The sequence below is a fragment of the Runella salmonicolor genome, assembly GCF_024158025.1.
GTDB lineage: Bacteria > Bacteroidota > Bacteroidia > Cytophagales > Spirosomataceae > Runella > Runella salmonicolor.
Genome location: NZ_JAMZEL010000005.1, coordinates 265,366 through 284,218, shown reverse-complemented (window position 1 = coordinate 284,218; position 18,853 = coordinate 265,366). Strand labels below are relative to the sequence as shown.

Genomic DNA, 18,853 nt, shown 5'->3' with positions numbered 1-18,853 from the left:
ATGGGAAATTCTTTTGTTGTTTTGTGATAACAATTTCCCGTACTTTTAGCGTTAATACGCTTAAATTCTAAACCTCTCACCCTAATGAGCTCCCTGTTTAACAGTTGCTTCCAAGCCTTCTTTTTATCCCTGAAAGGGTCTAAAAGCAGTTTTTTTCAGAATGACAAAGATACTTATCGTCCTAAAATGAAATTTGTTCGTCTTTCTCTTTTTACGCTTCTCTTTTCCACACTTTTCTTCACACAATGTGGAAAACTCAACGAAATTCGGGTGGTGGGGCGAAATTTTGAGGATGAGATCAATCTGGCCCAAAATCTGGTTTTTACGTTCAACAAAGACATTGTTCCCGAATCGGAACTGAACAGTTGGGAGTCGACCAAATTTGTGGAATTTATCCCTGCCGTGGCGGGGAAATTTAAGTGGACCGCGCCCAACGAACTGATCTTTTCGCCCGCAAGCGGCTTTGAGCCCGCCACCGAATACCGCGCTGAACTGAGCAAAGAGCTGGCGAAGAAAACCATTGAAAAACGATACGACGTCTCGGGTGAAGAAATCGAATTTCATACGCCATATCTCCAACTCACCGACGCCGAAACCTACTGGACCAAATCGCGCGAAACGGGCAAAGCTTTGGCCAAAGCCAAACTGCATTTCAACTACGCCGTCAATGGGAGCGACGTAGGCGGAAAATTGAAGGTAAAAAGTGAGGAGAAAGCACTTAGCTCCTCCATTACGCAATCGCAAACTTCGGAGGCCGTTACGGTTTCGTTGACTGATGCCGCTGCTGATAAAAACGAGCAACCGCTGGAAGTGTCGGTCGAAAAAGGATTGAAAGTGCCCAATACCGCATATACCAGCAAAGAAGATATTACGCTCTCTGGCACGATTCCGTCAGCCACGACCCTCGAAGTAAAAGAGGTAAAAACGGGTTTTGAGAACAACCAGGGCATGGTGCGCGTCGTGACCACGCAGGAACTCCAAAATGTGGATTTGTCGACTTTTTATACCATTCAGCCCGCTGTACAAACTAAGGCTGAACTGACGGAAAATGGTTTTATCATTCGGGGAGATTTTAATGAAACGGATACGTACGTAATGACCCTCACCGACCAAGTGAAAGGCGTTTTGGGGGCGAATTTAGAAGAAGTGGTTAGTAAAGACCTGTTCTTTGGCATGATGCCGGCAAGCATTGCATTTGCCAATAAAAAAGCGGTGTATCTGTCGTCCAAAGGCGCGCGCAACGTGGGGGTGCAAATTGTGAACGTGCCTAAAGTTCAGGTAAAAATTGCCAAGATTTATGAAAATAATATTTTACAGTACCTGCGAAATAATCGTTATGAAGAATACGGCTACTTGGGCGGCGACGACAATTGGGGGCCTACGGGTGCGTATAATTATCAGGAGGATGACAACCAATCTTACAGCGACCTAATTGTCGACAAAACCGTTGAGACAGATAACCTGCCCAAAGTCAAAGGTGTTTCGGCGCTCAATCTGGGCTTGCCAGATGCGCCCAATGCTTTTCGTGGAATTTATCTGGTGAGCGTGCAGTCGAAAGATGAGCAATACCAACGCGCCAATAAATTGGTGTCATTGTCGGATATTGGGTTGATTGCGAAGCAGGGAAAGGATGAACTATGGGTATTCGCCAATTCCATCAAAACCGCCGAGCCATTAGATAAGCTAGAAATTAGCCTTATTTCTTCCAATAACCAAACGGTGTTGACAGGAAAGACCGACAATAAAGGCGTGGTTAAGTTTGAAAAATTATCGGAAAAAGCCCCCAATTTTTCCATCGCGATGGTCGTGGCTCACAGCGGTGAAGCCCAAAGTCGCGATGCTGATTTTAATTATCTCCTTCTGGAAGATACGCAGGTTGAAACGTCGCGTTTTGAAGTGGAGGGTAAGCGCGACAATAATTCGGGTTTTGAAGCTTTTATCTACGGCGACCGCGATATTTATCGCCCTGGCGAGACGGTTCACTTCAATACCGTGGTGCGTCAACAAAACTGGAAAAGTGTGGGGGAGGTGCCGCTGAAAATTAAAGTGCTGCTACCCAACGGAAAAGAACTCAAAACTTATCGCGTAACGACCAACGGAGAAGGTGCGGTAGAAACTTCTTTGTTACTCGACAAAGCCGCCGTGACGGGTGGCTACAGCGTGGAAGTATACAACGCAAACGAGGTGTTGCTGGCTTCTAAAAAGCTCAATATTGAGGAATTTATGCCCGACCGCATCAAGGTAGATGCCAAAACCAATCAGGAATTTTACCAAACAGGCCAAACCATTACGCTCAACGCGACGGCGCTCAACCTATTTGGGCCGCCCGCGTCGGGGCGTAATTATGAAATGGAGTTTTCGCTCAAGCGCAAAGCATTCTTTGCCGCCAATTACAAAGACTACATTTTCGACATGCCCGACAACGCCGTTAAATTTGAAAATGTACTGCGACAGGGCGTGACCGATGATAATGGATTAGCGAAAGAAGCATTTCCACTCCCTGCCGAATACAAGGATTTGGGGGTATTAGAAGGAAAAATTTACGTGACGGTTTTTGACGAAACGGGGCGCCCCGTCAACCGTCTCAAGCGCTTTGATGTGTTTACGCAGGAGGTTTTTTACGGGGTAAAAATGGCCGATAACTACGTGGGGCTTAATGCGCCCGTGCCTATTGGATTGGTGGCAGTCGATAAGGATGGCAAGCCCAAAGCAACGGCGCAGGCGCAAGTAGAGGTGATTCGCATGGACTACCAGACGGTGGTGGAAAAACAAAATGATCAATTGCGTTATTCTTCTAAAAAACGCGAAAAAGTAGTGTATTCCAACGTTGTGAATTTCAAAAACGGTTTGGCGGAAGTTCGTTACGTACCTACGGTATCGGGCGAATATGAAGTGCGGATACGGCGTACGAGTGGGGTGGTGGGGACACCGACCACGGGGTATTCGGTGGTCAATTTTTACGCTTACGGCTGGGGAAGTACTTCAGCCTCGTCGTTTGAAGTGAGCAATGAAGGCGAAGTGCTGATGGAGTTTGACAAACCAAGTTATAAAGTAGGTGACAAAGCCACGGTTTTGTTCAAAACACCGTTTGTGGGCAAATTGCTGGTGACGGTCGAACGCAATAAAATACTGGAACACACCTATTTAACGACCGATAACAAATCTGCCGAATTCAGTTTCTCCGTGGGCAGCAATCATTTGCCGAATGTCTTTATTTCCGCAACTTTGATTCGACCGTTGGACAACTCTAACCTGCCGCTGACCGTAGCGCACGGGTTTGCCTCGGTCAAAGTCGAAGATGAAGATACGAAATTGCCCGTGGAGATTGTTGCCGTGGAAAAATCCCGTTCTAAAACCAAGCAAAAGATTCGTATCAAAACGGCTCGCAATGCGCAGGTGACCGTGGCGGTGGTGGATGAAGGGATTTTGCAAATCAAGAATTTTCAAACGCCAGATATTCATGGGTTCTTTTACCAAAAACGTGCCTTGGAGGTTAGTAGCCACGATTTGTACCCATTTCTGTTTCCCGAACTTTCACTGGCTTCCATCAGCAGCGTGGGGGGAGATGGTTATGATTTAGAAAAACGCATCAATCCACTTTCCAACGGACGGGTCAATTTGGTGGCCTACTGGTCTGGTCAACTGGACGCAGGTATGGACGGGGAAGCTGAATTTGAAGTCGATATTCCACAGTTTTCGGGGGATCTGCGCATCATGGCCGTGGCCTATAAAGACAATGGTTTTGGTTCGGGCAACAAAAACATGAAAGTGGCAGACCCCATCGTGATCAGTACTGCTTTGCCGCGCTTTTTGAGTCCAGATGATGAACTGATTGTTCCCGTCAACGTAACCAACACTGAAAAAACGGCGGCCAACGTGCAGGTAAGCCTGAGTGTAAACGGTCAGCTTCAGAATCTGCAAGCCAAAAGTCAAACGCTGAGCATTGCACCCGAAAAAGAAAGTCGTACTTCATTTGTGGTAAAAGCTGCACAAGTAATGGGCACGGGTAGTGTGACTGTGACGGTCAACAACGGTAAAGAAAAATTTGTCGAAAAAACCGAATTGACCATACGTCCTGCCACTTCATTGCTTAAAACATCACAATCAGGCGTGATAGCAGGTGGGAGTGCAGGAACTGTTGATTTAAGTGGAAATGGCTTTATTCCTTCAACGGTCAGCAGTAAGTTGGTGGTGAGTCGTTCGCCGATGGTGCAATACGCCAAAGCCTTGGATTATCTGTTGGGCTATCCACACGGTTGTATTGAGCAAACAATCTCCAAAGCATTCCCCCAACTGTATTTTGCCGACATCGCCAAGTCGATTGCGCCAAAGACCTACGTGGTCAAAAGCGGAGAGAGTGATTTTAATCCCACTTTCAACGTACAGGCGGCCATTCAAAAAATAGAAAGTATGCAGTTGCCGAGCGGTGCGGTGAGCTACTGGCCCGCAAGCACCGAAGAGTCTGCTTGGGGAACAGCTTACGCTACTCATTTTCTCATCGAAGCTCAACGGGCTGGATTTGAAATCAATCAATCGGCTTTGGGGCGCATGTTGGATTATTTGACCGTTAAAACGGGCTCACCCGCTACCGAGTATGATTACACCTACGACGAAGCAAGTGGCTACACGCAGGTGACGATTGCGAGTCGTTCGTCGCTGTACTCGCTTTATGCCTTGGCGCTGGGCGGAAAAGCCAACCGTGCTTCTATGAATTATTACAAACAAAATCAGCAGTTGTTGACATCAGATACGCGCTATCTGCTGGCGGCGACTTTTAAGCAGATTGGGGATGAGCGCAGCTACGTTGCTTTGTTGCCAGCCACTTTGGCCGAGACCCGCTCTGCGCGCCAACTAAGCGGCAGTTTTGCGTCGCCTATTCGGAATTTGGCGTTGACGCTGAATACGTTGATTGAAACTGACGCGAGTAACCTGCAAATTCCGACGTTGGCGCGTCGCCTGTCGCAGGCGCTCAATTCGACCGCCTACCTCAACACGCAAGAGGCTGCGTTCTCGTTTTTGGCACTGGGCAAACTGGCTAAGAAAAATGCGGGCTCGACGGTAACGGCTAAGTTGGCAGCAGGCAGTAAGCAGTTGGCGGCATTTGATGGAAAAGATTTGGTAGTAAAATCACAAATCGCAAACCGTAAATTACAAATTACAGCTTCCGGCAAGGGTTCTCTTTATTGGTTTGCGCAAAGCGAAGGACTGAGCGCCACGGGTGCGTATGTAGAAGAGGATGCAGGGTTGCGGGTACGCAAGCAGTTTTTGAGCCGCAACGGCCAACCTTTGAGTACGTTCCGTCAAAATGATTTAGTGGTGGTGAAAATCACGCTGACGAGTACCGATGGCTCGCCCGTGGAAAATGTGGTGGTAACGGATTTGCTTCCCGCAGCCTTTGAAATTGAAAATCCGCGCCTGACCGAACCGCGTGACATGCCGTGGATTAAAGCGCCGAGCATCCCAAATCATTTCGATATTCGCGACGACCGCATCAATTATTATACTACAGCCGATAACGCCCCGAAGACGTTTTATTACATGGTGCGGGTGATTACCAAAGGTACATTTACGCTCGGCCCCGTTTCGGCCGATGCGATGTATTCGGCCGATTTCAGAAGCTATTCGGGAGGTGGGAAGGTAAAAGTGGATTGAGGTTATTACGGGACGTCATTAGGGCGTCCCGAAAATAAATGATGTTAATTATCGTTCCATTTCCAGTCTTTTCCCAAAATCAATTCTTTTTTAAGGCCTTGAGCTACGAGCAAATCGCGGGTTTTGTTGCTGTCCAATTTTTTGGCAGGAAGAGCGTCGGCGTTGGCGAGGGCGTAGAGCAACATGGCCGAAAAACGCACACCATTGGTCATTTCTTCTCGATTGACGAGGTTGAAGTTGTCGCAGTCGGCGTGGTAGCAGCCGAAAACATTAGGCGCTAAACGACCCGCAGGGGCGCCCGTTGGAATGCCCTCCAACATGAAAGGCTGATGGTCTGAATGCAGTGCCGCACGACTGCCGACCAAGTTGGCAAAGTTTGCGTCTACTTTCTTTATTTGTTCGCCAACGGCCTGAAAAAAAGGAACTAACTCATCACGTCCACCTACGTTCATGCCCTGTACATTGTTGGTCATGTCGAGGTTCATCATGAATTTTACCTTGTCAATCTGCTTATTTTTTACGAGTTCTTTCACCACCTGACGCGAGCCCAATAACCCTTGCTCTTCACCCATGAAAAGTACAAAATCAATGGTTCGTTTTGGCTTTAATTTAAGGGCTTTAAAGGCACGGGCTATGTCCATAATTGTAAAGGAACCAAGGCCATTATCGGTAGCACCCGTGGCCAAATCCCACGAATCCAGATGCCCTCCGATGATGATACGCTCTTCGGTTTTTCCGGGCAAAGTAGCAATGATATTGCGGGCTTTGATTTTTTTACTGACGTTGCGCATGTCCACAATGGCGTGCAAATCCGTGTCTACTTTTATCCAATTCCTGATTTCTTCGCCGCTTTCTTTCGAAATATTCACGGCAGGAATGGAAATCAGTGAGCCAGTCACGGAGGCGGTTCCCGTTAGGAGTACATTGCCTGGCACTTGATTGACCGTGATAATCGCCGTAGCGCCGTATTGAATGGCCAAGGCCGTTTTTTCGGAGCGGTGTAGATTCTTTTGACCCGGCTTTCCATTGACCAAGCCAATGTTTGCCATCGCGATATTGCCCTTAATCTGCTCTTTTACCGCCTCAAAGTCTTCTTCTAAGCCGTTGCCAACATCAATAATGGCACCATTGACCCGCGCCTGCACGGGCGAGTGCGCCAAGGCCACGACGGGTACACTGCGAAAATTATCGCTTTTATTGGGGACAACTTCCAGCGTAACGGTGTCGCGCATCCATGATTCTACTTCAAACGGTTGGTATTTTACATCCGTATAACCGTACTTTTTGAACAGATTAAAAGCATATTGTTCCGCTTTGGCACCGTTGACACTGCCCGTCAGTCGGTGGCCGATAGTAGATACCGCATGGCCTAAAGTTTCGTACGCTCGGCTGTTTTTAAGGACATCTTCGTTGATTTTTTGGAAGGAAGAAACGAATTCATTGTCGCCTCGGAAAGCCAACAAAGCGACCAACAAAAGGCTTACTGAAGAAGCAGATAAAACTTGACGATACATACGGGGTTGTGGAAGCGTTAAGAACTTATAAAAATACAAAAAAGCAGACATTATCGTTTCGTCGTGCCAAAAGTAATTATCAAACGGTTAGGTATGGCGCAAAAGGGATGTGCCAATCGTGCAATTTAAACACTGTTTGGGCTGGCAAAAATGCGTGTAAAGTTCAATAACCCCTTGCGAATCAAATGCCGTCTTCGTGGTTTGTTTCAACGTGGTCCAGATCTCCGTTATGTGGTTTTTTTCGGTAGGGAGTTGTTCTAAAAAGTCCATCGCTTTATCCAGAAAAACGCGATTGTCGCGGGCTTCCGAATAAGCCACTAAAAGCGGAATGACGGTATTAATGACGATATTTTCAACCGATGATTTGCCCAATAGGGCTACTTTTGCCGATGCCTCTTTCTGAAACAAATAATGTTTTTGCCAATAAGCGGATTGCTCAACGCGTAGCAACCGACTCAATTGTTCAACGTTTTCGGCATGAATGAACAACGAAAAAAAACTTGTTTGCTGCTGAATCAGGGTGGCTAATTGGGCAAGGCGCACCGTTGGAAAATTGGCGGGACGCAGACGTAAAAATTTCCATTCGTGTAGGCGGAGTTGTTGGGAATTCAGGCCATACTTGGCCGCTAAAAAAGTATATTCACGTTCTAGCGTAAGGGAATAATCGTCAGAACCTTGCGCGTTGGTAAGCAGCCCCGATTGGCCCAACAGCATCGCTTCCAGTTGGGTACGATTGTCGCGGTGCTTTTGCAAGAATTTGAGGGGGAGTCCCTGCGCCAATCTAAGCATCGGCTCGGCGTTGATTTTAAAGCCAAAGTTTTGGGCCAACAACTGATAAGTGGTTTCCTCCCAATCTTGCTGATTTCGCACCAGCATTTCATGTACCGTGGCGGCTTTGCGTTGTAGGCGTTGGAGGAGGGCGCGGTCGAGCATGGAGCGTTTTTGGAGTTCGGGTACGTGTTCAAATTGACCCGCACACGGAATCACCTCGTGGTTATCGATGAGCGAATGGTATTTTTGAAGCAATGCCAAGGAAGTCAGCGGTTTGAGCGCGAGTGTAGGCACCAACGAGCCATCGGGGCGGGCAATGACGGCGTCGTTTTCCCAGACCACGTGCAGGATCACGCTGTCGTAGGCGCGGTCGTGCGTGTGGGTATGTCGGTGCCAATCGGAGCTTCGCAGGTGCATTTCGATGTTGCCCACCCATTCCAATCCGTCGATGAGCACCCGCCCATTCAGAAAATCGGGCCCTGCATTGGTATTGCGCAGCCCCACGGCCAAAATCTGAAGCGCCTCACCCGTAACGGTTTGCAGGTTGTTTTTTTGGAAATACTGAAATTGCCACAGGAAATACAGAAAATCTTCAGACATGGGCGTTGATTCAAATAGGGAAAATGTGAAAGCAGGGCAGTTTTTTGACGGAAAATTGGGTAAAAAGTATCATTGCTTTTTGTGACAGAAAACAAAAAAGACATGGCTCAAGACGGTAAAGAATAAAAATTTTAGATGATTTTTTTGACGTATAATAATTAGCGTTAAGGAGGCGCTCGGGTATATTTTTTGCTTAGTTATCTGTTGAGTTTACCCGTAGTTTGGTAGGATTCACCAGACTTTGTGGTGATTTCGCGGTGCTTTTGTATCCCTTTTTGGCTTTATGCTTATGGATGATTTATCAAGAGCACGCGCTTTGGACTTTTCTGAGTAGTTATTGACTTTGGTTTGTTGGCGAGGTATGTTTGGCAAGCGATTTTTTGATGACAGCCATAAAAATGATTGGAATTCTGGTATTGCTATCGTTTCCGCCCTTGGTGGTGTTCTCATCGCCACCGCTTTTTTGAATTTACTCCTCGTTTGAAACGCTCTGTTTTTTGATGAACCAATAGTTATTTTTTCACCCTCAAACCATCACATTTATGGAGTCATTAAAAATGTTTTTTTTCAGGCTATCGACCGTTTTATTACTTAAACCATTAAAAACATGAACCATCAAGAAAGAAAATCAAGCCCTTGGAGACTTTGGACTTGTTACGCCGCCGCCGTGCTGCTGATGAGCGTGAGTTGTAAGAAGGAAGAGCCCAACCCCTTAGACGAAGGGGTTGTTTCCTGTGCCGCAGGTGATTTATATGATTGGGTATTGATTACCAAGTTTGAAAACGAACCCGCAGACGTAAGCCGAAGTGCTTTGCTGTTTAAGCGTGGTTTCAGCGTAGGGGGAGGATACAGCCCGGACCCTCCTCAGCATAGTATTTTTGTATGCGGGTTGAGTGGCGTCAAAGTGGAAGGTTTAGAACAGACCTATATTTTTACCAATGAATACATGCAAAACCCGCGCTACCTCTACCGGGTGTGGGGACGTATCTTTTGGGCACGAGGTATTGGGGGATTTACTGGTATTCCAGTATTAGCTACTCAAATTGATAAAGTTGAAAGAATTCCATAAACCATTTTTAAACAAATACGGCAATGAAAAAGATAGTACTGTTAATTCTTTTAATCTATGGGGGGGGGGCGACTAACAGCGCAAACGAACGGCGTTTCGAAGTACCAGCCCAAATACCTGCGTGAGGACAACGCAGCATTAAAAAAGATATAAGCAATCTATGTAGTCTAATTATTTTATAGAGAATTTATTTTGAAAGAGTGCCACCGCTTTTTAATGTATAACGAAAAGGTAACGCTGCGGTATTATTTGGAGAAAGGGCAAAAAGCGAGGCTGCGATTTAGCAATCTCACCGGCAGTGTCATTACGCAGAAGACTTTGGTAGGAGAAGGAGGCTGGCAGCAGGACCAAACAGATTTGTCCCACCAGCCCAATGGGGCGTATCTGCTGAGGTTTGAGGCAGACAAACGAACCATAACCCGCAAGTTTATGATTGTAAAATAAAAGTAGGAAATTGTTTTCTGAGCAGTGGCACTAGCGTTCACTTTGGCTATACTGCCGCTTTTTGCTAATTTTGAAGGGTGTCGTCGAAAAAAAAGCGCAAATACCAGCCTTGGTAAAATGATTGGGACTCCTCAAACGTTACTTTAGAGTGTTAGCAAAAAGCCTGTATATGAAACAGTTTCAATATATATTTTTCGTCTCGGTGCTGTTGGTTGGGGTGCGTGTGCAAGCCCAAGTTGTAAAGCTCTCAGAAGACCCCGCGCAGTTCGTTGCCGATGCGCAAAAAATGATGGCGATGAGTGGCAGTCCAGCCTATGTCAAAGCGGCTAAGAACCTAGAAACGCTGTGGTTAGACAGTCGTTTGACGCAAAACCACCAAAAAAGTATCATTGCGCTCTCGCGGCGCATGGTGGCCAAAGGCTACAAACCCGCTATGCCGCACTTTGAGCAGTTTTTTAGTGGCATCAATGCGGCGTTTAACGGAACCTACGCTAACCCCGCCGAAATCGATAATTACCTGACCGTGGCTACGCAAGTGGTAGAAACCTATGATACAAAAAGCGCGCTTAAATATTTCGAAACGGCGCGAAACCTATTCGAAAATCGCCTGATTTATCTCTCAAATTTTAACCGTTTGTTTGCCTTCGAGGGTACGTTCAACTTTCGCTTTGTAGATGCGGCTGCCGATGCCGCCAAAGCCACCGACCCGACCAAACCTGCCGCTGCCAATGACGGATGGGGAAGTGTGACTGCCGATTCGACGGGGTTGCTCAGCAGCGCCACCGCTTACGAAAAAAAGCCTTTGCCCACCGTGACGGGAGCGCTTGTTGAATTTAAAAATGTAAACTTAGTCATGACCACGGCCAATGACTCCGTTCCCATCACCCAAACCAACGGGCAGTTGGCGGTCAAAGAAGGAATTTGGCTCGGAAAAGGCGGGAAAATGACCTGGGAGATGGCGGGCACGCCCGATGTCTACGTTACATTTGGTGGTTATAGTTTTAACGTAGGTCTACCAAAACTCATTACCGACGACGCGAAGCTGAACTATACGGCCAAGCTTGCCCAACCCGTTGATGGACTTTTTGAGTACGAAAGCAAGCGGCGGCCCAAGGGGCAGCCGTCGCCGTATCCACGGTTTGTGTCTTATCAGAACGACGCGCAGTTGAAAGGATTGAGCAAAAATATGCGCTACAAAGGCGGCGTGTCGTTGGTAGGTTTGAAACTGTCGAGCGGTTCGTTAAGCCAGGAGCCTTCAACGCTGATTATCAGCAATGGCAACAAAACAGCGTTTAAATCAACGAGCCGTCGGTTCGAATTTGCCGACTCCCTCATTACGTCGCCGTTGGCAAGTTTTGCAACCTATTTGGGCGATAAAGATTCTTTGTATCACCCCGTCATTCGACTTTCTTACAACGATTCTGAAGGACTGGTGAAGGTTCAAAAAGCCGAGCGAACGGGGTATCAAAATACCCCTTTTACCGATTCGTACCATAAAATGTACATCGACGCCGAAATGGTACGCTGGAGTTTTGTGAAAAATGAAATTGAGTTTTCGGTCATTGCGGGAAAAAATGTCGTTCCTGTCCGTTTTGAATCTTTTAGTTTTTTCAAGCCAGAGCGTTTTCGGGCCATGAGCGAGCAATACGGTTTTCATCCGTTGCTGATGGTGGCCAACTATATTTCTAAACAAAAAACACCGACCTTTTTTGCCGAAGATGTCGCACTGTTTTATAAACGTGACCCCGCGGCGCTGCGTACGGCCTTTAGTCAGTTGAATGTCGATGGGTACTTGGCCATTGAGCCCAAGACGGGACTGTACCGAATGGCCAGCAAAGGGCTTTTGTACGTGTTGGCCAATAACAAACAAACCGACTTTGACAATTTTCTGGTGTCGTCGCTCTATCCCGCCAACAGTACCACTGCCAATGCTTCTATTGACCTTAAAGACAATGTGTTAACCATTCGGGGGGTTGATAAATTTACCATTAGTGATTCCCTGAAAATCGTGGCTATTCCGTCAGACAAGCAAATCAAAGTCTACAAGAATCGGGATTTTATGATGAATGGCTTGCTGATGTCAGCCAACTTTAGGTTCAATGGGCGCGATTTGATGTTTAATTACGACAAGTTTTTTGTAGACCTGAACAAAATTGACAAGATTACGTATATCCCCAAAGAAGCCTACGATAAAGGAAGTTCGACCGAAGTGGGCGGCGATATTGTCTACGAAAAATCAGGGAGAATCTATCTAAACGACCCCGGAAATAAATCAGGGGGTAAGAAAAACTCGGTCTTTCCGCGCCTGAGTGTGCCCGAAGGAATGACGGTTTATTTTGACCAACCCGATCGGGGAGAGCTCATCTACGATAAAAAAGTATTTTTCAAGATACCCTCATTGGATTATGACAGCCTCGGTACGCAGGACATTGTGTTTATCGGGACTTTTAATTCGGGGGGGATTTTCCCGCCGTTTCAGGCACAACTGCGCTCCATGCCCGACAATTCCTTAGGATTTAACTATACGCCTCCCGCGGCTGGTTATAAAGTGTACGGGTCCAATACCACCGTAAAGTTTACAAAAGAACTGGTAATGGATAAGCAAGGGTTGCGCTCGCAGGGCGAAATTGCCCACTTGAGTGCGCGCATTCCGACCCAAGCCATGTTGTTTATGCCTGATTCATTGATTGCCAGCGGAGCGGAGGCAGAAATCAAGGAAGCGACCATTGGCAAAGCCTATTTTCCGAAAGTAGAGCTGCGCAATTATAGCCTACGCTGGATGCCAAAAGCCGATAGTATGTCGCTGACTACCAAGGGAAATACCTTTAATTTTTATAACGCTACCACCAAGCTAGACGGGCGTATTGTGCTGCGCTCTACGGGATTATACGGCAAGGGCCTTCTACGTCGCGATGACTCCGAGCTCACTTCTCAGGATATTAAATTTAACAAAGAAGGGTTTTTGGCGGGAGAGTCGCAGTATAAAATTATCTCCGCTACCAACGCCACCCGGCCAGTGTTGTTAGGGCAAAATGTAGACATTGATTTCAACATCGTGAAAGGATTGGTGGGGATTGCTACGAACAAAAATTCGTTGGAAAACACATCAATGGAATTTCCGTTTGCCGCGTATCGAACGTCTATCAACCGCGCGCAATGGAATATTAATGCCAAAACCATTGCGATGAAAGGCGATGTGGCTACGTCGACCTTTACAGCGACCGCACCCGAACAAGAAGGTTTGACCTTCAACGGCTCGTCGGCATTGTATGAGATTGAAAAAATGACGCTCAACATCGGAGGGGTTCCGTTTATCAAAGCCGCTGATGCCAAGGTGCTACCTGACAAGGGTTTGGTGGTGGTGCGTCGCAACGGAGAAATGACACCGTTTAAAAACGCACGTTTGGTTCTTGATACATTGAATGAATACCACCGCCTGAAAAACGGAAATATTCAGATTGTGTCCCGCACTAAATTCTCGGGCGATGCCACCTACTTATATGCCACGGTAACCAATGACACCATTCCCGTAAAAATGGGCAATTTTGATTTGCGTCAGATTGCCACGGCGTCGGCCTCAACCAGTACCCGCGCTCCACAAAGCAAAACAAAGGTATTTTCGACCGTTGCCCGGGCAGAGATTGTGGAGGCCGATAATTTTGTGGTGGGACCGAGGTTGCAGTACAAAGGTGGTATGACAATGTTGGCTCCCGAACCAAACCTGCAATTTGACGGCTACATCAAGCCCATCATAAAAAAACGACCCGATTTGGTTGCATCTTGGATTCCGTTCAAAGAAACACCGACCAAAGATGTGGCGTTGAAAGTAACCCCCTCTCTCAAAAACGAGTCTGATTTGCCGATTTCGGTCGGATTACACTATCGTGCGGGGGCTGATGGGTTATACAGTACGTTCTTATCGCCCAAAGAAGCCCGCAATGACCAGACTATTTTTGAAGCACATGGTTTGTTACGTTTTGATGCAAAGAGCAAATTATTTAAAATCATTCCCGAGACCAAATCAGCGGATGAGCTAGTGGATGAGGAAAATGCGTACACCTTCAACGATGCCAAAGGCACCATCAGTTATGTGGGAAAACTTAACTTGATTAACGAACGAGGCGAGAAAGAAGGAGAAGAGATGATTTTGGCGTCGGGAAGTGTGCAAACAAACATTGACAGTACTTCGTATCGTTTTAATACCCTGCTTTCGATGAATTTCCCCGCCAATCGGGAGATTATCACCAAAGCCGCAGAGAATATTGTTCAAACGAATTTGGATGAACAAAACAGCGACTCCGCAGAACCTGATTTTGAACGTTTAGGAGCAAAATTAACCGCCTTAATCGGTCGAAAAGCCACCGATAGCTACATTGCTCGTACGGCGGCGGCGTATAAGCCGCTGTTTGATGCATCGCCCAAATTTAATGCATCCTTGGTACTATCAAATGTTGATTTGAGGTGGTCGGCGCCGCAAAATGCGTTTTATAGTGTGGGAAAAATCGGGGTGTCAAACCTCGGTAACACCGACATAAATGCGGAGTTGGAAGGGATGGTTGAAATCCGTAAAAACGCCCGGGGCGATGAAGTGAGTATCTACATTGAGTCGTCGGAAGATGTTTGGTATTACTTTGACTGGCAGCAAGGAAAACTGGCAATGGTATCGTCGGTACAGGAGGTGAATGATTTTATTACGGTCAAATCACGCGATAAAAAGGAGTCAACGGTACTGCCCATCGGGCTAGAAGAGCGCGATATGTTTGTGAGTAGGTTCATGTCAATGTACCGTCCGAGACCTAAAAAGCCTACATTGGCCAAAGATACCAAGGCACCCGCCAAGGGTACTCCTACCAAAGCCGCTCCTAGCGGCGGAACCAAAACTGCGGCCGCCGCTCCCGCCAAAACCAAAGAACCTAAAGTAGAAGAAACGGAGGCCGAAGAAGAAATAGCGGAGGAAACCGATACAAAAGTAGCCGACAAAGCAACTCCTGACAAGGGCAAGAAAGACCCAAAAACGTCAACGGCAAAGGATACGAAAACGGCGGCCAAGCCGACTGACCCGAAAGCCAAGCCAGGAACAAAAGTAGCGCAGACGCCCGCTAAAGTTCCTGCTAAGAAAAAAGAGAAGGAAGAGGAAAAAGAAGGGTTTTAGCGAAAAAAGAGTAAACAAATCGGCCAGTGATGAACCACGCTCATTACTGGCCGATTTGTTTTGTGATTCAAATGTAATACAACATCATAAAGGTGCTGAAAACGATTGAAAAAAGTAAAAAAGGCTGCTAATAGGAAAAATGATAATGTTGTTAGTGGCCCTTCAAAAAAGGAGACCAGATTTTATGAGCGCAAATATCTATGTTTATCTGGCGGTGCACAATACCGGAATTCAGGTATTTTTTAGGTAAAATACCGCTAAGTGAAAGTATCTATCAATAAATATACATTCAGTACTACAATGATGGCGGCAATTATCCAACTAACCGTCGAAAGTAAACGTGAGTTGACAAAACGACCCATCCAGTCGCGTTTGTTGGTGAAAAGAATGAGTGGAATCACGGCAAAGCTCAATTGGATGGAGAGAATAACTTGACTAAAAACAAGCAGTTCGCTCGTGCCATGTTCGCCGTATTGGATAGCAACAAACAACGCCGGAACAATCGCAATCAGCCGTGTGATGAGCTGGCGAAGCCACGGTTTCATTTGTAGATTCAAAAACCCTTCCATTACAATCTGCCCCGCCATGGTACCCGTGATGGTGGCGTTTTGTCCAGCGGCCAGCAAAGCCACGGCAAACAGCACGCTGGCCCATCGACTACCCAGAAGCGGGTCGAGGAGGTGGTGGGCGTCGGTAATGTCGGCTACTTGTTGGTTGCCTGTGGTATGAAATGTAGCCGCCGCCAAAATCAAAATGGCCGCATTAATAAAAAATGCAATGCCGAGCGACGCCGTTGAGTCGATAGTGGCATAACGGATGGCCGATTTACGTCCTTCATCCGTGCGTGCGTAGGCGCGAGTTTGGATAATGCTGGAATGTAAATATAAGTTGTGCGGCATGACCGTAGCGCCCAAAATACCAATGGCTACGTACAACATCCCTGGGTTGGTAATCACTTCTTTTTGCGGAATCAATCCACCCGCTACTTGGCTCCATTCGGGGTGAGAAACGATGACTTCGTACACAAAACACATCAATACGACGGCAATCAGCCCACCCACAATGCTTTCGATGATGCGGAACCCTTTGTTCTGAAAATATAAAATCAGCAATACATCCAAAGTAGTAATGACTACCCCCACTGATAACGGAATATGAAATAGCAGATTGAGGGCAATTGCGGAACCTAAAACTTCAGCTAAATCACAGGCTGTAATGGCTATTTCGGCCAATGCCCACAAAACGAGGGCTACTTTTTTGGGAAAATAAGCGCGGCAAGCCTGCGCCAAATCCATGCCCGTGGCAATACCCAGCTTGAGTGACAAGTGTTGTAGAAGCATGGCAAAGAGATTGGATATCAGAATAACAGACAACAGCGTATAGCCAAAGCGCGCTCCGCCTGCGATGTCGGTCGCCCAGTTTCCAGGGTCCATATATCCAACGGCAACCATTAAACCTGGCCCAACATAGGCCGACATTTTTTTCCAAAAACTGCCTTTTGTGTGTACGGCAATGCTCGCGTTGGTTTCGGAAAGGGATTGGCGGTCGAGAGGCATATTTTGGGTAGACAGTATTAGTTTCATTGTTTTTGTTCGTTTTGTGGCGGCACAGCATTTAGTACTCAAAACAGCTGTGCCACCGAGGTGTTTTTATGGCTTGTTAATAATAGGCAATACAAATATAAGGGGTTTCAAATAATTTTTTTAGATTAGTCTAAATTTTTTATTTATCGTTTCTAAATTTTTTGTCTTGATAAAAGTTGTCAAGTATTTTTCCTTGAAATTCAGGGCTTTATCAAAGATGTTGAAATATTGAGTGCAGAAAAGTGAGCTAAATTTTGTTTTTTTGTTGAAACAAACTGTAAAGTCTTGTATTCATTCACGGAAGAAAATTATCTCAAGACCATCTTTTACCTGTCAATCGGGACTCAAGAAGGTGTCTCAACCAATGCCCTCGCCGACAGTACCAATACGCGGGCGGCGTCGGTGTCAGATATGCTTAAGCGGTTGGCAGAGAAAGGATTGATTAATTATCAAAAATACCGGGGTGTCACCTTGACCGAAGAAGGTGAGCGGCTTGCGTTGTTGGTCATTCGGAAGCACCGTCTTTGGGAAGTTTTTTTGGCCGAAAAACTTCAGTTTGGTTGGGACGAAGTACACGTAATTGCCGAAGAACTGGAACATATACGCTCAGAGCGCCTGATTGAAAAACTGGACGCTTTTTTGGGGTATCCCAAGTTTGACCCCCACGGCGACCCAATCCCCAACGCTGCTGGCGAAATGCCCCGTTTTATTTACCGTAAACTCTCAGAAATTGTGGAAGGAACTACGGTGGTTATGACGGGAGTATCGGAACATTCCCCCGCGTTTTTGCAGCATTTGGATAAAGCGGGCCTCACCCTCGGTTGTCAACTGAAAGTGAACGAAATCAGCGATTTTGATAAATCAGTTAGCGTTTTGATTGACAACGCACGTACATTGTTTGTCAGTCATGAAGTTGCAAAAAACCTTTTGGTAAAATAACAGTTAAATTTTTTTGAGCTTTATTAGGCAGAGTTGTTGATATTTCTCCCCATCTCCCCAACCTACTACCAGCTTCTTTGTACATTTGCAGTATGGAATTATTACAAAATGACCTTCTCCTGCGGGCTGCGCGAGGAGAAAAAACCGAACGTGTACCTGTTTGGATGATGCGTCAGGCAGGGCGAATATTGGCCGAATACCGCGCCGTACGCGAAAAAGCCGGTAGTTTTATTCAACTTGCTACTACGCCAGAACTGGCCGCTGAAGTCACTATTCAACCCGTAGATTTGCTGGGGGTAGATGCGGCGATTATTTTTTCCGATATTTTAGTGGTGCCCGAAGCGATGGGCTTACCTTATGAAATGGAAGAAAAACGCGGGCCAGTGTTTCCGAAGGTGGTGAAAACAATGGGCGATATTGACCAATTGCGAATCGCTGACCCTGAAGCTGATTTAGGGTATGTGCTGAAGGCCATTCGTATTGTAAAAAAAGAGCTCAACGGCCGCGTGCCCTTGATTGGTTTTGCGGGTGCACCGTTTACCATCTTTTGCTACATGACGGAAGGCAAAGGTTCAAAAACGTTTTCAGTGGCCAAAAAAGCCCTTTATGCTGAGCCTGAATTTTCGCATAAATTGCTCCAAAAAATCACAGATAGCACCATTCTGTACTTAAAAGCACAAATCGCAGCGGGGGCAAATTTGGTTCAAATCTTTGACTCGTGGGCAGGAATCTTATCGCCCACGCAGTATCGAGAGTATTCGTTGCCTTATATCAAACAAATTTGTGACGCAATCACCGAAGTCCCCGTTACAGTGTTTGCCAAGGGGGCCTTTTTTGCGCGTAAAGAAATCGGCGAATTAAGCTGCGAAGTGGTAGGGCTGGACTGGAACATGGATATTGAGGAGTCGCGCCAGTTGATTCCCACCAAAACCTTACAGGGAAATCTTGACCCCTGTGTGCTTTATTCTTCTTTTAGTCAAATTGAAAAAGAAGTGCGAAAAATGCTGGATGCCTTTGGTAATCAGCGTTATATTGCTAACTTAGGCCACGGAGTATATCCGGACACCGATCCTGAAAAGGTACGTTGTTTTATTAATGCTGTAAAATCGTACTGATTCCACTTAATTAA

Annotated in this window: 9 protein-coding genes; 6 read left to right on the top strand and 3 right to left on the bottom strand. The window is 46.5% G+C overall.

The window, feature by feature from the left end; genetic code table 11:
• Positions 1-186 precede the first annotated feature (186 nt).
• Positions 187-5,652 carry an alpha-2-macroglobulin family protein gene (locus NCI00_RS14625; RefSeq protein ID WP_253528938.1) on the top strand — a complete coding sequence of 1,822 codons (5,466 nt, stop codon included), beginning with the start codon at positions 187-189 and terminating at the stop codon, positions 5,650-5,652.
• 44 nt (positions 5,653-5,696) lie between these two features.
• On the opposite strand, the gene NCI00_RS14620 is transcribed toward NCI00_RS14625, so the two are convergent.
• Positions 5,697-7,166, bottom strand: coding sequence for a M20/M25/M40 family metallo-hydrolase (locus tag NCI00_RS14620; protein ID WP_253528713.1), 1,470 nt, complete (start codon positions 7,164-7,166; stop codon positions 5,697-5,699).
• A gap of 87 nt (positions 7,167-7,253) precedes the next feature.
• Positions 7,254-8,537, bottom strand: a complete 1,284-nt coding sequence (locus tag NCI00_RS14615) for a DUF2851 family protein (protein WP_253528710.1) — start codon at positions 8,535-8,537, stop codon at positions 7,254-7,256.
• Between the two features lie 607 nt (positions 8,538-9,144).
• Between NCI00_RS14615 and NCI00_RS14610 the strand changes: the two genes are divergently transcribed.
• The 3 genes from NCI00_RS14610 (at position 9,145) to NCI00_RS14600 (ending at position 15,202) form a co-directional block, all read left to right on the top strand.
• A complete protein-coding gene (locus NCI00_RS14610) occupies positions 9,145-9,606 on the top strand; it encodes a hypothetical protein (RefSeq protein WP_253528709.1) in 462 nt (153 codons plus the stop codon).
• Between the two features lie 216 nt (positions 9,607-9,822).
• The gene (locus tag NCI00_RS14605; protein WP_253528708.1) at positions 9,823-10,050 is read left to right on the top strand and encodes a T9SS type A sorting domain-containing protein; all 228 of its coding nucleotides are present in this window, start codon (positions 9,823-9,825) and stop codon (positions 10,048-10,050) included.
• Between the two features lie 169 nt (positions 10,051-10,219).
• Positions 10,220-15,202: a hypothetical protein gene (locus tag NCI00_RS14600; protein WP_253528707.1), complete on the top strand. Its 4,983-nt coding sequence runs from the start codon at positions 10,220-10,222 to the stop codon at positions 15,200-15,202.
• A 257-nt stretch (positions 15,203-15,459) separates the two neighbouring features.
• On the opposite strand, the gene NCI00_RS14595 is transcribed toward NCI00_RS14600, so the two are convergent.
• The gene (locus NCI00_RS14595; protein WP_253528706.1) at positions 15,460-16,785 is read right to left on the bottom strand and encodes an Nramp family divalent metal transporter; all 1,326 of its coding nucleotides are present in this window, start codon (positions 16,783-16,785) and stop codon (positions 15,460-15,462) included.
• Between the two features lie 285 nt (positions 16,786-17,070).
• Between NCI00_RS14595 and NCI00_RS14590 the strand changes: the two genes are divergently transcribed.
• Positions 17,071-17,724 (top strand): metal-dependent transcriptional regulator, encoded by a 654-nt coding sequence (locus NCI00_RS14590; protein ID WP_253528705.1) that lies wholly within the window; start codon positions 17,071-17,073, stop codon positions 17,722-17,724.
• 92 nt (positions 17,725-17,816) lie between these two features.
• A complete protein-coding gene (hemE, locus tag NCI00_RS14585) occupies positions 17,817-18,839 on the top strand; it encodes a uroporphyrinogen decarboxylase (RefSeq protein WP_253528702.1) in 1,023 nt (340 codons plus the stop codon).
• Positions 18,840-18,853 lie beyond the last annotated feature (14 nt).

Coding starts and splice junctions, on each gene's coding strand:
- NCI00_RS14625 (WP_253528938.1), top strand. CDS start 187: ATGAAATTTGTTCGTCTTTCTCTTTTTACGCTTCTCTTTTCCACACTT.
- NCI00_RS14620 (WP_253528713.1), bottom strand. CDS start 7,166: ATGTATCGTCAAGTTTTATCTGCTTCTTCAGTAAGCCTTTTGTTGGTC.
- NCI00_RS14615 (WP_253528710.1), bottom strand. CDS start 8,537: ATGTCTGAAGATTTTCTGTATTTCCTGTGGCAATTTCAGTATTTCCAA.
- NCI00_RS14610 (WP_253528709.1), top strand. CDS start 9,145: ATGAACCATCAAGAAAGAAAATCAAGCCCTTGGAGACTTTGGACTTGT.
- NCI00_RS14605 (WP_253528708.1), top strand. CDS start 9,823: ATGTATAACGAAAAGGTAACGCTGCGGTATTATTTGGAGAAAGGGCAA.
- NCI00_RS14600 (WP_253528707.1), top strand. CDS start 10,220: ATGAAACAGTTTCAATATATATTTTTCGTCTCGGTGCTGTTGGTTGGG.
- NCI00_RS14595 (WP_253528706.1), bottom strand. CDS start 16,785: ATGAAACTAATACTGTCTACCCAAAATATGCCTCTCGACCGCCAATCC.
- hemE (WP_253528702.1), top strand. CDS start 17,817: ATGGAATTATTACAAAATGACCTTCTCCTGCGGGCTGCGCGAGGAGAA.